Source organism: Natrinema zhouii, from assembly GCF_013456555.2.
In the GTDB taxonomy this organism is placed as follows: Archaea; Halobacteriota; Halobacteria; order Halobacteriales; family Natrialbaceae; genus Natrinema; species Natrinema zhouii.
The window spans coordinates 3,436,605-3,448,865 of the sequence record NZ_CP059154.1 but is presented as its reverse complement, the minus strand read 5'-3'; the positions used below and the strand labels follow the sequence as shown (position 1 = coordinate 3,448,865).

Genomic DNA, 12,261 nt, shown 5'->3' with positions numbered 1-12,261 from the left:
AATCGGTTTCTCGACCCGACCGTCGCCTCGCCGAAACCGTCCGCCGAGTCCACCATACTGACCGACAGCCGACAGTATCTCCCCAACCGACGACTGTTTATTGACTGACCGTCCAGTCAGTAGTAGAGCTACCCGCCATGAATGCGATCAACGTCGACGGTATCACCAAGGAGTTCGACGGCGTAACCGCGGTCGACGACCTGTCGTTCGCGGTCGAGCGCGGCGAACTGTTCGGACTGCTCGGACCGAACGGCGCGGGCAAGTCCACGCTGATCAATATGCTCGTGACGCTTCTCCCGCCGAGTGCCGGCACGGCGACGGTCAACGGTCACGACATTCGATCCGAACGAGGAGCCGTCCGATCCAGTCTCGGAATCGTCTTCCAGGAACCCGCTCTCGACGAGGAACTCACCGGTGCGGAGAACCTCGCGTTTCACTCGCGACTGTACGGACAGGATCGGACCGAACGCGCCGAGCGAATCGACGAGGTGCTCACGCTCGTCGGACTCTCCGCCGAACGTGACGACCCCGTTGGCACCTACTCCGGCGGGATGAAACGCCGTCTCGAGATCGGTCGCGGGCTGCTCCACGAACCCGCTGTCCTCTTTCTCGACGAGCCGACCGTGGGCCTCGACGCGCGCACCCGCCGCGACACCTGGGAGTACATCCAGCGGCTGAACGAGGAAGCCGGCGTCTCGATCGTCCTGACGACCCACTACATCGAGGAAGCCGACCACCTCTGTGATCGCGTGGCGATCGTCGACGACGGCGATATCGTCGCGATGGACTCGCCGACGGCACTCAAAGCCACACTCGGCGGCGATGTCGTCGTCCTCGAGTTCGCGAGCGCCGACGATCCGACCGCGCTGTTCGACCGACTCGAGGGACAGTCGTGGAGCCGCGAGTTCACGGCGGTCGACGACGGCGTTCGCGTTACGGTCGACGACGGCGACTCGCGGATCGCCGACCTCGTTCGACTGGCCGACGATGCGGGCGTCCGAATTTCGTCGGTCGATCTCCGCGAACCGACGCTCGAGAACGTCTTCCTCGAGCTAACCGATCGTTCGGCGGCAGGCAGCGACCGGAACGGGACGGCCGGCGGGGATCGAACCGTGATGGCCAGCGGTGACCGGAAGGGGAAGGCGCTCGAGTCCGGCGACGCTGGGAGCGCAGGCGGGGAGACTGCGAGCGATTCGATGGATTCGAGCGGTCGCTCGAGTGGGGAGGTAGATGACGACCGCTCGAGCGCGGTTTCCACGGAGGACCAGCCATGAGGCTGGTCGACGGACAGGCGATCTACGGGCTCTGGCTGCGCGATACGAAACGGTTCCTCCGGTCGCCGTCGCGGATCATCGGCTCGCTGGCGATGCCGCTGCTGTTTCTCGTCTTCATGGGATTCGGGTTTCAGGGCGCGGCGATCCCGGGCCTTCCGGAGGATGTCGACTATCTGCAGTACCTCGTGCCCGGAATCGTCGGCTTCACGATGCTGTTCGGGGCCTCGTTCGCCGGCCTCTCGATCCTCGCGGATCAGGACGTCGGCTTCCTAAAGGAGATCCTCGTCGCGCCCGTGAGTCGCACCTCGATCGTCCTCGGCCGGATCGCGGGCGGGTCGACGACGGCGCTCGTCCAGGCGCTCCTGATCCTCGGGCTCTCGATCCCGCTCGGGTTCGCGCCTGTGAGCCTGCTCTCGCTTCCGATCGCGGCTGTCTTCCTCGTGCTCCTCGCGATCACGTTCGTCGGCTTCGGGATCGCGCTGGCTTCTCAGTTCAGCGACAGCGAGGGGTTCGGCCTGATCGTCCAGTTCGTCATCTTTCCGCTCTTCTTCCTTTCCGGGGCGCTGTACCCGCTCGAGGGGCTCCCGAGTTCGGTGCGGTATCTGGCGTACGCGAACCCGCTGACTTACGGGGTCGACGGACTGCGAGGGGTGCTGGTCGGCACCTCGTCGTTTTCCGTCTGGCTCGACCTCGGCGCGCTCGTCGTCTCGTCGGTCGCGATGGTCGCGATCGGCGCGGCGCTGTTCCAGCGTGTCGAGGCGGTCTGAGTAGTGACTGCCGTTTTACCACTCAGTTAAAAGTCGTAACGTCGGTCCAGCCCGCTCAGACCTTGTCGGCGATCGGGAGGTCGTCGACGGCCTCGACGATCCGTTCGCGCTCGGATTTCGCTTCTTCCCAGTCGTCGACCAGTTGGCGGCCGATCGCACGCAGTTCCTCGTTCTCCAGTGGCTCTTCCTCCGGCAGCGCGCGAAGCCGCTCGTCACCCGTATGCGTTCTGGCGTACTTCCAGTTCGCACCGCGAACGCACGTCGTCGGATTCCGATTCCGCGTGACCACCCAGGGGTCCGTCAGCGACTCGTAGTCGCCGCCCGCCGCCAGCGTCGAGACGAGTTCGGGCAGTCGGCGCAGGGAGAACGGCTCCGTCACGGTATCGGTCGGCCCGTTGGCGACGACCAGTGGCACCTGCGCGAGGTCTTCGTGCGGGTACCCGCCGTGGCCGTACCGGCCGTGTTCGCCGAACAGTTCGCCGTGATCCGCGTGGATCACGATCAGCGGCTCCTCGTCCATCTCGTCGAGATCGTCCAGCAGCTGCGAGAGGAACGCGTCGGTGTGTCGAACCGTGTCCTCGTACGCGTCCAGGAGCGCCGCGCGGAACTGCTCGTCGAACCAGTCCGGTCGGCCGGCGTACATCCACATGTTCGCGAGGTACGTCATCACTCTCGAGCGCGAGCGATACTCATCACCTGGGATGTAGGGGAGGTGTGGATCGACCAGGAACGACCACATGAAGTACGGCTCGTCGGCGCTCTCGAGCCACGACGTCATCTCGTCGTAATACGTCTCCCACGACATGAACATGTCCTGGCCCTGCCACCAGTTGAGGGCCTGGACGAGTGCGTAGCGAATCGAGTCATCCGGCTTCCCGCCCTCGATGAGCCCCGACGAGAGGTCCTCGTCCATGAAGTCCTCGAAGTGGTCGAAGCCGGCATCGAAGCCGAAGTGGCTCGAGGTCCACGGATTCGCGGTGAACCCTCCTGTCTCGTATCCGGCCGCCGACAGCTGCTCGGCTATCGTCCGCTGCGATCGGAGGTGCGACTGGATGTGGGTCCGCATCTGTGCCTTGGTGAACTCCGTGCTCCCCGATCGCTCGACGGCGTGTGCTCCCGTCATGAACGTCGTCGCCGACTCGTGGGTCGCCGGCCCCGTCGCGATCGCGTTCTCGAACGCGAGTCCCTCGTCGGCGAGTCGCTCGAGGGTCGGCATCGATCCCGACGAGTCGTCCGCATAGCCACAGTAATCGAGCCGAAGACTGTCGACAGTCAGTAGTATAACGTTCCGTTGATCGCCCATTCTGTCGAGATGCTATTCGGCCACCGTGATTAATACCGGTGTCGTATTCGGCAGTCCCAATCGTTTATACGCCGGGTAATAATCTATCTCGTGCTCCGATAGTCGCGTCATGACTTCGAATCAGACCGTTGCGCAGGAACGCGACGACCACGAATCGATCGCACTCCCGTCGGAACTCGTCTCGCGGATCGAATCTCGAGTCCCCAGAAGCGACTTCGACTCGGCCGCCGAGTACGTGACGTTCATCGTCGAAGAGGTCCTGGCCACCGTCGAGGCCGAAACCGAAACGGACGACTACGAGGGGGAAGCGCAGGACGAAGTCGAAGCGCGCCTCGAGTCGCTGGGCTACCTCGAAAGTTAGCGATTCGTCACTATCGGTGGCCCCGTTCGGGGCCGAGTCGGTTGAAGTCTGCTCGAAGATTGTCGCGTTCGCTTCGCTCACGCCCCGAGACGGCCGTAGTTTTAAATCTCGTTTCCGATCCTACTCGCTCTCGAGTTTACTTGCGACAGAATGCGCGGACTGGCATTTGAACCACTCCCGAGAACCTGCTCATTCTGTTCGCAGAACCACGGTATAATTCAAATCCCTCGTACGATTGCTGCCGCTCGCGAAGTTGCTCGCAGCAGAAATGCGCGGACCGGGATTTGAACCCGGGCCATGAGCTTGGAAGGCTCAGGTCCTACCACTAGACCATCCGCGCGCATTCTCGGATTTTCGTTCCACGTTTAAGGCTCTTCCTTTTCCTCGTGACTGCCCGCTGGCGATCAGCGTCGCCGGTGGACACGAATCAGCGGTCTTCGAAACGGGGCTCGTCGTTCGTCTCCGCGCCCGCGACCGTCGCGTAACAGTTTCCGCTCGAGAGTTCCCACTCGAGTAACTCGAGATCGCTATCGGTGAGATCGGCCTCGAACTCGTCGGGGGCGTAGATATGGTAGAATCGGTCGACCGGCTCGCCGCCGGGGAGTATCCACTCGACCGTCGTATCGAATCCCTCGGTCTCGTCGAATCGGTCGTGGGCGGTCGACCACGCGCTGACCAGTGCGCGGCCGTCGGGGGCGAGTACCCGCGCGAGGTCGTCAAGGCTGGCCCGGCGGGCCGCCCGCGTCGGCAAGTGGTGTAACGTCGCGACGTAAACCGCGACATCGACGGCGTCGGCCGCCAGCGGGAGCGAGGCGGCGTCTCCCTGAATCAGCTCGACGTCGAAGTCGCGCTCGAGCGCGCGCTTTCGGCCCGTCTCGAGCAGCCCGCGGCTGACGTCGAGGCCGATCACCGACTCGAGGTGAGCCTCGAAGAGTTCGGCGTGGCGGCAGTTGCCGCAGCCGAGATCGAGCCCAACGCCGGTGTCGACGTCGGTCGCGTGGGTTTCGACGAAGGCCTCGACTTCGGGCCAGGCGTACTCCCGTGTGGACGCGAAGTGGGTCGCGATCCGGTCGTAGGTGTCGCGCACGTCGGCACGGCGGGTGCGCTCGTCGTCGTGGGTGTGAGCTCGATCGCGTTCCCGATTCTGGTCCCCGGCCATCGTCGGGTTTCGTCGGGGAATCCGCAAAAAGCGTTCGCAACGACACCGACGTCCGTCGGTGAGTGCTGCGGTGGGACGGCAACGAACGGGGTTCGCAGTGGCAGAACGCCAGCCGAAGCATATGCTCGCAACCGGAGGAAGTACACAGCGATGTGATCTGTGCGAATGCGGGACTGTGACGGGGACTCGAGGAATTCGAGGGGTTTATCTATTCCCGTGGGGAAGTGAGGGATGCGCTCGAGGGCTCGTAGATCAGTGGTAGATCACTCCCTTGGCATGGGAGAGGCCCCGGGTTCAAATCCCGGCGAGTCCATGACGCGACGACGCGAAGCATATTCGTCCGACGTCGTTCGGTTTTTATCACCATCACACCCCCGAACAGGGTCGAGTCCAACCCGACTCTCGGCAACACCTTCCGGCGCGATTGACACCCGTCGCGAGTCCCTCCTCGGGAACGTTATGCGGTTGTATCCAGTGGACTCACCACCCACTCAGTGAAGTCTACCCCTGACTATACTTTTTCTCACCCTCCACTCACATGGACAAACCTCACAGTATAACGTGTATGAGGACTAGGATATCCGCTGGATCACCATGCCACCAGCAGCGATATATGTGAGACACCCTGTGGTGCATAGGACTGAATCTTGACAAGATTATGCGGCGGAACACATGAACCGCCAGCACGAAAATAGCTTGCCGAATTCAGGGGGCAAAAATATCACTCGCTGATGCATGGAGAGGGTTCAGTTTGTATTGGTCCAATACATAGACCTCGTCCGCAGGATGGGGGCCAATTTGGCGAACTGGTGCCATTGCCACGCGTGACGAGGGCGCATAGCCGATGATTCGGTAGTGTTGCTGGGAGAGTTGCTGCGTCAATACGTAGAAATCTGCAGAGAGATTTTTGGTGGCATTGACCATCAGAGACGGTTGATCAAAACAGGGTCCAGCGGTCTTTACGTCAATGGTCCATGGCCCCATCTGGAGGTCGAAACCAGGATCGCCATTTTCGTACAACGAGGTGTCTACTACGTCTGACACCCCGAAGAAGTCGGCAACAGCGTACTCACCAAGGATTCCTCGCTCGTGGTTTTCGATCGTTCCTCGGGAGTTCATCGCTCGCCGAGCTCCATGTTCAGCCAGCGGGATGTATTTCGAATCGGGGACCGTCGTCGTCGGTAGTAGCGCCGACGCAAATTCAGATGCTGGGACCAGCGGATCATGACAGTATTTCGTCCCAGAAACCTCCTGATGTATGCTTTGTGCAGTTTCGCTCATTTCTCTGACTATGACTGTTCGGATCATAACATTAAAAGTATCGGAGGTACCAACGATAGCGTAGTCGCTAACACCGACGATACCATGACAGAAGAAGAATACTTCATAGATCGAGCAGATCGAAAGCGAGGAATCCTGACTAAAAGCGATCGGGAGTACTTGATGGGAAAGAAGGACTTTGACAATGGACAGCAATTACGAGACACCAGATATCGGATCAGAGAACGGTTCAAAGCAGCATATCTTGATCTTGTTCTCATGTTTGCTACATGGCCAACCAGTGAATACATCTCTATATTAGAGTCAGGCCAAGACGAAGATGAGCCACATATAGGAAATGCAACTGGGGTACCATCCCCGTTCTTTCACATGGGTTTGAAGTTCCATTATATTGGCAACCGGAAAGATTGGTTTGGTGATGGATGGAGAGCCAACCTTTCGTTAGAAGATGAATTAGCAGATAGGTTAGTGACTAACATTGCTCACGTTGAAAGACAACTTCTCGAAAATGAAAAAATATCACATGGCAAGCGTGGAGAAATACCCACTGATATCAGTGTTGACATCGATATTGAACGGGATCAGTTCGATAATGAATCGATGTTGCGTAAGTTAGTTCACGGGGACCCAACTCATGAAGAATTGTTCTTCTTTCTTAGAAATGGCAATGTCGACGAGCTAAGACGGAGGTTAAGGAAATATGATGCGGAAATTGTCTATGAGAACAGTGCCGGAGAGGAGGTCAACGTCGGTCCAGACGACGAATTATTCCGATACGCCTGAAGCTTTTCGGTGGATTGCTCGACCACTTTCACCTCACGGCTCACTTTATCCAAGCGAAACGTGGTTCACCCCCACATGCCCCGTGAACCGTTTGAACACGTCCTCGCAGATGGTCCCCTCACCAAGTGGGAGATTGTCGATATCACCGGTATCCCCATCGATCTGGTTGAGATCACCCTTCGCGATCAAGAAGCACTGGGCACCGTCGAACGAACTAATGACGGGTGGCAACTCTGTAATGATCGGGTTCAGTTGATCATCCGAGGCTATCAGTAACCCCAGTACCGGCTCTTGATTTCGATTTCATCGAGGTTCGCACTTTAGTTACCGTTCAGTACAGGATGTGTATAGAACAACGTTCAGAAATGGTGTTTGGTCTTTTGATAGATATTTCCATTCTTCAATCGTAATATGTTGGCAATTGCCTGTTAAAAGAACAGTCAGGGATTCCCCCGGAGCGCCTTTAATCCAGACTTCGATACCTTCCCAGTTCCCTTTAGAACACCGATTGTTCGGGTCGTTGAATTCCGGCCACAGCTGTTTGAACTGTTTTCCATCGACAGTCACGACGACGGTATGTGGGTCGGTTAACTCAGGGAACGTTGCGTCCTCATGAGATCCCTTGTCGTCGGAAAAGAAGTAATCCCGTTCGAACACAACTGCTCCATCATCCTCTTTGATCGTGACGGTGACATCATGGACACCATTTCGATTATGCATGTAGACACTCACGGTGTGCGCGGGTTTCTCTGAGATAATCACATCGCTACACCCGGCAATCCCTCCGATTCCACTCACCACTATCAGGCTGAGAACAGTGCGGCGGGAGGTCATATCAGATATATTAAGTAATTAATATCACCTACGATAAGAGTCTTTGGGCTGAATTCCAGAGAGCGTCTCTCACGATAAGTATGCATCTGTAGTTACCGTTTAGTATAGTAGGAAACACACCACACTTGTCATCCATTCGAAAATATTTTATATAATTAATGTGTTTTGGAATTATGAATCGGCGCAAATTCCTATCTGGCGCAGCTGTTGTAGGTATATCATCAGTAAGCGGTTGCGTAGGTATGATGTCTGAAAATGACAAAGATGGCGACGGAAGACAGGACAAGTATGATGATTATCCCGAAGATCCATCAAAACAGGATCTAATTAGGAAATATCAATCAAACATATTCTTTCATACAGAGTATCGATATAGAGAGCCTTTCATGGAGACTAATTTAAGATTCGATTATAAATTAGAAGAACTGAATGGGAGAGATATCAATGTCGATATATTCACTGATGATGAGTACGAGAAATTAGCTACTGGACAAACTGGGGCACCAATGTTAAGTGAACAAGGTATCTCAGAGATAGAAAATACGTTATCTATTCCAGGGAGTTTTGACGGTCACATAGGCGGTATCAATATCATCTTGAGCCGAGGAAACACAGATACAGAGTGGTGCCGAGTCTACTTTAGTCGGGAACTTTATCGATAGTAGATCAGTCTATTATGTCAGACTATTCCTTTATCTAATGCTACCGTTTAACAGGGATTTCATTGACGGTATAGCCATGGAATCAGATTCAAAGAAACCAGATCCAGAAACGATGGAGTTCCTTCTGGGCTTTATCGCTGGGGAAGGGAGTTTCTTCATCACCATGCCCGTTGATGATAGATATAAATACGGTATCTCCCTGGTTTGCCCCTATACTTCTTAAGGTAGCTATTCGACCGGTCGAAAAAGCAGCTCAGTGTACGATCTATGCGGATCGCCAGCGGACAGACCACTCGCCATCGAAGTTATCACCGCTGTACGCCACTACGAGATCATCTCCATTCAGATCCTCGGGGATTTCGTAGGCAATCCACCCACTGCGAGTGATACCGGCTTGGACCCCTCCACCTTTGTATGCTCCCTGCTCTTTAGAAATGTAGACGTAGTCATATTGGCTATTGCCGGCGAGTAGATTCATATCGCCCTCAAAGGGCACCCACTCTTTCGACCCAGACTCGTTCGTTGCCTCGAACTCGAGAAACGCCCATTGCATTCCGGAGCTGGCTTCTTCTGTTGTCGTTCCATCCCATCCCTCGTAGCTGTATACATCGCGCAGTTCGATGCTGTGAGCTGTGGTGACGACACCCTGCGGGTTCTCGTAGGATTCTCCCCAACTAAGCGATCGAGAGACCGCTTGAATTTCGTGTTCGGTATCGAGTGCTTCGAAGCGATATGTCCTCGTGGTGAGGTAGTTGATGTGTCCTGCATCTGATTCGTAGGTCTTGGTCTCTCCTGCTGGAATATCCAGTTCGATGGTTCCGACTTCGCCGAAATCGGTGTCCGCTACTTTCGCATATACTGTGGTTTCGAACGTCCCATCACCATCGCCAATATTCGCGATCTCCACCGACCAGGACCACTCCTGTTCGACTTCAACCTCGTCCGGCATGTCCAGCGACTCGAGTTCAAACGCTGCTTCACCGGTGCTCTCGTTACTCGGATTGTTCTGGTTCCCGTCGCCGTCGCCGCCTTCATCGCCGTCACCGTTGCCGTTACTACTGTCACTGTTTTCGTCACTCGAACAACCCGCGAGGAGTGCCGAAAGTGCAGTGCTGCTACCCAAAAGCACCGTTCGACGATTCATATCAGCTTAACTGAAAGGGTCACTGATACATGTTTCGAGTATCATTGTCGTTCCCGCTCGAGGAATCCGGTTCTCCCCGTCTTTACCCTACGTAGAGAGGAGAACAGGGTTATAGAATACGAGTTAGGAGGGAATGGGGAAGAACGGCAGCAGTTTAACTCCGGTGAGCTGCCCCGTGGTATTTCATACAGAGTGTTGTGAGATTTGTAAGCCAACAGGTCCCCTCTGGTTGCTCCTTGGGGACGATATGATAAACAGTTAACCGCTTCGGCCCTCGATGACCTCCCTTCCGCCAACAGTTCTGACAGAGATAGTTATCTCGAGAACGATACCGTACATGGGACTTATTTGACTTGCCGCTCATTCCCGCCAGTATGAGCGATCAGCGGGTGACGGCAGATGCGAACTTCTGGGGGGACGCCGACGACGCCGCTGCACTCCGGGGTTTCCGAGCCCTCGCGGAGGCGACCGACGACGGCATCTACCAGCTCGATACCGACGGACACTTCGCCGCGGTCAACGACGCGTTCGCCGATCTCACGGGGTACGCACGCGAGGAACTGCTCGAGGAACACATTTCCATGCTGCTCGAGGAGGAGAGTGGGGCCCTCGAGCACTCGCTCACGGACCCGACCGAGAGCGACCTGCTCGAGTTCACCGTTCGGACTGCCGAGGGAACCCGAGTGTGCTGTGAAGTCCGCGTGAGTCCAATAGAGACAGCCGCCGTCCGAGGGGCCGTCGGAATCGTTCGCGACAGCACCGAGCGCGAGCGGGTCCGGAAGCGCCTGGCGGAAGAGCGCGACATGTTCGCCCAGGGGCCCGCCGTTGTCTTCAGGTGGGCGAACGAGGACGGCTGGCCGGTCGAGTACGTCTCCGCGAACGTCGAGGACGTGTTCGGCTACGCGCCGGCCGAACTCGAGTCCGGGTCTCTCTCCTACGCCGAGTTGCTCCTCGAGGACGAACGCGACCGAATCGCCAGAGAGGTCGCGGCGAACAGCGACGGGACGACCCAGCGATTCACCCACGACCCGTACCGCGTCCGGACGAGCGACGGCGACGTTCGGTGGGTGAAAGATACCACCAAAATCGTCCGCGACGAGAGCGGCACCATCACGCACTATCTGGGCTATCTGGTCGACATCACCGAGCGAAAGGAACACGAGCGCTCCCTCGAGGAGACCGAACGCCGCTACCGGGCGCTCACCGAGTCCTTCCCGAACGGGATCGTGACGCTGTTCGACCACGACCTCGAGTACACGCTGGCGGCCGGACAGGGGTTCGACCGAATCCCCCTCGAGCCCGCTGATCTCGAGGGGGATTCGGTCGCCGATATCTGGGGCGATACCGCCGGCACGATCGACCCCGCATTCGAGGCGGTGCTCGAGGGCGACGAGCAGTCGATCGAAGTCGAGTACGCTGGCCGCGACTGGATCCTCTACATCGTTCCGATCACGGACGAGCGGGGTGACGTCTTCACGGGGATGGCGATGGCACAGGACGTCACCGAGCGCACGGAACGCGAGCGCGAGCTGGCGAAGTACGAGACGATCGTCGAAACGATCGACGACGGGATCTACGTGAAAGACGAGGCGGGACGGTTCACGATGGTCAACGAGGCCTATGCGGAACTGACCGGCTACGACCGCGAGGAGCTACTCGGCGAGCACGCCTCGCTCGTCGTCGACGAGGAGACGATCCAACAATCGCGGACGATTCGGTCGACCGATTCGGACGAGTCCAGCCTGGCCATGGAAGCGGCCATTCGAACGGCGGACGGAGACCGCGTTCCGTCCGAAGGGACCTTCGCGACGCTCCGGACCGACGACGGCCAGGAGAAGCGCGTCGGCGTCGTCCGAGACATCACCGAGCGCAAGGAGTACCGACAGAAGCTCGAGGAGTCGAACGAACGTCTCGAACAGTTCGCCTACGCCGCCTCGCACGACCTCCAGGAGCCCCTGCGCATGGTCTCGAGTTACCTCCGATTGATCGAGCAACGGTACGCCGACGAACTCGATGACGACGGCCGGGAGTTCATCGAGTTCGCGGTCGACGGCGCCGACCGGATGCGCGAGATGATCGAGGGCCTGCTCGAGTACTCGCGGATCGAAGCCGGCGGTGACCCCTTCGAGCCGGTCGATCTCGAGACGGTGCTGGGCGACGTGCTCGAGGACCTCCGCCTCCAGGTCGAGGAGAGCGATGCGGAGATTCGGATCGAATCGCTGCCCACCGTCGAGGGCGATGCCAGCCAGCTCCGGCAGGTGTTCCAGAACCTGCTCGATAACGCCATCGAGTACAGCGGGGAGCAGCCACCGCGGATCCGCGTCGAGGCCGACCGACGCGACGCGGAGTGGGTCGTCTCGGTTCGCGACGACGGGATCGGCATCGATTCCGACGACGCCGATCGCGTGTTTCAGGTGTTCCAGCGCCTCCACACTCACGAGGACCACGCCGGCACTGGAATCGGCCTCGCGCTCTGTCGGCGCATCGTCGAGCGCCACAGCGTCCGGCCGAACAGCGTGAGGCCAGGCTCGACAGATGAGCGACGGGAGTCTGTCGGTGGCGAGATCTGGGTCGAATCCGAACCCGGTGACGGGACCACGATTTCGTTCACGCTGCCGGCGTCGACTGCCCCCGAGTCGTAACACGCTGCGTCGCTCCTCGTTCTCGGGAAACGGAAGCTGTTTTTTGCGTCG

At 58.1% G+C, this 12,261-nt stretch carries 14 protein-coding genes and 2 tRNA genes; 9 read left to right on the top strand and 7 right to left on the bottom strand.

Annotation, left to right across the window (positions count from 1 at the left end):
• Window positions 1-137: 137 nt before the first annotated feature.
• Window positions 138-1,274, top strand: coding sequence for an ATP-binding cassette domain-containing protein (locus HYG81_RS35920; protein ID WP_180840946.1), 1,137 nt, complete (start codon window positions 138-140; stop codon window positions 1,272-1,274).
• Complete coding sequence (locus HYG81_RS35915; protein WP_180840945.1) at window positions 1,271-2,041, top strand: ABC transporter permease; 771 nt, start codon at window positions 1,271-1,273, stop codon at window positions 2,039-2,041. The genes HYG81_RS35920 and HYG81_RS35915 overlap by 4 nt, the downstream gene beginning before the upstream one ends.
• A gap of 55 nt (window positions 2,042-2,096) precedes the next feature.
• Here the strand turns inward: HYG81_RS35915 and HYG81_RS35910 are convergent, their stop codons facing one another.
• Window positions 2,097-3,344 carry a sulfatase gene (locus tag HYG81_RS35910; protein WP_180840944.1) on the bottom strand — a complete coding sequence of 416 codons (1,248 nt, stop codon included), beginning with the start codon at window positions 3,342-3,344 and terminating at the stop codon, window positions 2,097-2,099.
• 109 nt (window positions 3,345-3,453) lie between these two features.
• Here HYG81_RS35910 and HYG81_RS35905 point away from each other — a divergent pair, with 109 nt between their 5' ends.
• Window positions 3,454-3,705 carry a hypothetical protein gene (locus HYG81_RS35905; protein WP_180840943.1) on the top strand — a complete coding sequence of 84 codons (252 nt, stop codon included), beginning with the start codon at window positions 3,454-3,456 and terminating at the stop codon, window positions 3,703-3,705.
• A 269-nt stretch (window positions 3,706-3,974) separates the two neighbouring features.
• Here HYG81_RS35905 and HYG81_RS35900 read toward each other — a convergent pair.
• Both HYG81_RS35900 and HYG81_RS35895 read right to left on the bottom strand, forming a co-directional pair.
• Window positions 3,975-4,045, bottom strand: a tRNA-Gly gene (locus tag HYG81_RS35900).
• 87 nt (window positions 4,046-4,132) lie between these two features.
• A complete protein-coding gene (locus HYG81_RS35895; RefSeq protein ID WP_180840942.1) occupies window positions 4,133-4,864 on the bottom strand; it encodes a class I SAM-dependent methyltransferase in 732 nt (243 codons plus the stop codon).
• A 241-nt stretch (window positions 4,865-5,105) separates the two neighbouring features.
• Here HYG81_RS35895 and HYG81_RS35890 point away from each other — a divergent pair.
• Window positions 5,106-5,177, top strand: a tRNA-Ala gene (locus HYG81_RS35890).
• 392 nt (window positions 5,178-5,569) lie between these two features.
• On the opposite strand, the gene HYG81_RS35885 is transcribed toward HYG81_RS35890, so the two are convergent.
• Complete coding sequence (locus HYG81_RS35885) at window positions 5,570-6,145, bottom strand: hypothetical protein (RefSeq protein ID WP_180840941.1); 576 nt, start codon at window positions 6,143-6,145, stop codon at window positions 5,570-5,572.
• An 84-nt stretch (window positions 6,146-6,229) separates the two neighbouring features.
• Here HYG81_RS35885 and HYG81_RS35880 point away from each other — a divergent pair, with 84 nt between their 5' ends.
• Entirely contained in the window at window positions 6,230-6,928 is a 699-nt protein-coding gene (locus tag HYG81_RS35880) for a DUF8102 family protein (RefSeq protein ID WP_180840940.1), read from the top strand.
• Between the two features lie 75 nt (window positions 6,929-7,003).
• On the top strand, window positions 7,004-7,204 hold the full coding sequence (locus HYG81_RS35875; protein ID WP_180840939.1) for a hypothetical protein: 201 nt from the start codon (window positions 7,004-7,006) through the stop codon (window positions 7,202-7,204).
• A 48-nt stretch (window positions 7,205-7,252) separates the two neighbouring features.
• On the opposite strand, the gene HYG81_RS35870 is transcribed toward HYG81_RS35875, so the two are convergent.
• A complete protein-coding gene (locus HYG81_RS35870) occupies window positions 7,253-7,762 on the bottom strand; it encodes a hypothetical protein (protein ID WP_180840938.1) in 510 nt (169 codons plus the stop codon).
• 173 nt (window positions 7,763-7,935) lie between these two features.
• On the opposite strand from HYG81_RS35870, the gene HYG81_RS35865 reads away from it, so the two are divergent.
• Both HYG81_RS35865 and HYG81_RS35860 read left to right on the top strand, forming a co-directional pair.
• A complete protein-coding gene (locus HYG81_RS35865) occupies window positions 7,936-8,424 on the top strand; it encodes a hypothetical protein (protein WP_180840937.1) in 489 nt (162 codons plus the stop codon).
• 76 nt (window positions 8,425-8,500) lie between these two features.
• Window positions 8,501-8,647 carry a hypothetical protein gene (locus HYG81_RS35860; protein WP_180840936.1) on the top strand — a complete coding sequence of 49 codons (147 nt, stop codon included), beginning with the start codon at window positions 8,501-8,503 and terminating at the stop codon, window positions 8,645-8,647.
• A gap of 42 nt (window positions 8,648-8,689) precedes the next feature.
• On the opposite strand, the gene HYG81_RS35855 is transcribed toward HYG81_RS35860, so the two are convergent.
• Together HYG81_RS35855 and HYG81_RS45800 are read right to left on the bottom strand one after the other, a co-directional pair.
• Complete coding sequence (locus tag HYG81_RS35855; protein WP_180840935.1) at window positions 8,690-9,568, bottom strand: hypothetical protein; 879 nt, start codon at window positions 9,566-9,568, stop codon at window positions 8,690-8,692.
• 154 nt (window positions 9,569-9,722) lie between these two features.
• Complete coding sequence (locus tag HYG81_RS45800; RefSeq protein WP_180840934.1) at window positions 9,723-9,932, bottom strand: HNH endonuclease; 210 nt, start codon at window positions 9,930-9,932, stop codon at window positions 9,723-9,725.
• Window positions 9,933-9,942: 10 nt separating this feature from the next.
• Here HYG81_RS45800 and HYG81_RS35845 point away from each other — a divergent pair, with 10 nt between their 5' ends.
• The gene (locus HYG81_RS35845; protein WP_180840933.1) at window positions 9,943-12,210 is read left to right on the top strand and encodes a PAS domain S-box protein; all 2,268 of its coding nucleotides are present in this window, start codon (window positions 9,943-9,945) and stop codon (window positions 12,208-12,210) included.
• Window positions 12,211-12,261: the final 51 nt, after the last annotated feature.

Excerpts from the sequence above, each read along its gene's own strand:
- HYG81_RS35920 (WP_180840946.1), top strand. The coding sequence starts at position 138 with ATGAATGCGATCAACGTCGACGGTATCACCAAGGAGTTCGACGGCGTA.
- HYG81_RS35915 (WP_180840945.1), top strand. The coding sequence starts at position 1,271 with ATGAGGCTGGTCGACGGACAGGCGATCTACGGGCTCTGGCTGCGCGAT.
- HYG81_RS35910 (WP_180840944.1), bottom strand. The coding sequence starts at position 3,344 with ATGGGCGATCAACGGAACGTTATACTACTGACTGTCGACAGTCTTCGG.
- HYG81_RS35905 (WP_180840943.1), top strand. The coding sequence starts at position 3,454 with ATGACTTCGAATCAGACCGTTGCGCAGGAACGCGACGACCACGAATCG.
- HYG81_RS35895 (WP_180840942.1), bottom strand. The coding sequence starts at position 4,864 with ATGGCCGGGGACCAGAATCGGGAACGCGATCGAGCTCACACCCACGAC.
- HYG81_RS35885 (WP_180840941.1), bottom strand. The coding sequence starts at position 6,145 with ATGAGCGAAACTGCACAAAGCATACATCAGGAGGTTTCTGGGACGAAA.
- HYG81_RS35880 (WP_180840940.1), top strand. The coding sequence starts at position 6,230 with ATGACAGAAGAAGAATACTTCATAGATCGAGCAGATCGAAAGCGAGGA.
- HYG81_RS35875 (WP_180840939.1), top strand. The coding sequence starts at position 7,004 with ATGCCCCGTGAACCGTTTGAACACGTCCTCGCAGATGGTCCCCTCACC.
- HYG81_RS35870 (WP_180840938.1), bottom strand. The coding sequence starts at position 7,762 with ATGACCTCCCGCCGCACTGTTCTCAGCCTGATAGTGGTGAGTGGAATC.
- HYG81_RS35865 (WP_180840937.1), top strand. The coding sequence starts at position 7,936 with ATGAATCGGCGCAAATTCCTATCTGGCGCAGCTGTTGTAGGTATATCA.
- HYG81_RS35860 (WP_180840936.1), top strand. The coding sequence starts at position 8,501 with ATGGAATCAGATTCAAAGAAACCAGATCCAGAAACGATGGAGTTCCTT.
- HYG81_RS35855 (WP_180840935.1), bottom strand. The coding sequence starts at position 9,568 with ATGAATCGTCGAACGGTGCTTTTGGGTAGCAGCACTGCACTTTCGGCA.
- HYG81_RS45800 (WP_180840934.1), bottom strand. The coding sequence starts at position 9,932 with ATGAGCGGCAAGTCAAATAAGTCCCATGTACGGTATCGTTCTCGAGAT.
- HYG81_RS35845 (WP_180840933.1), top strand. The coding sequence starts at position 9,943 with ATGAGCGATCAGCGGGTGACGGCAGATGCGAACTTCTGGGGGGACGCC.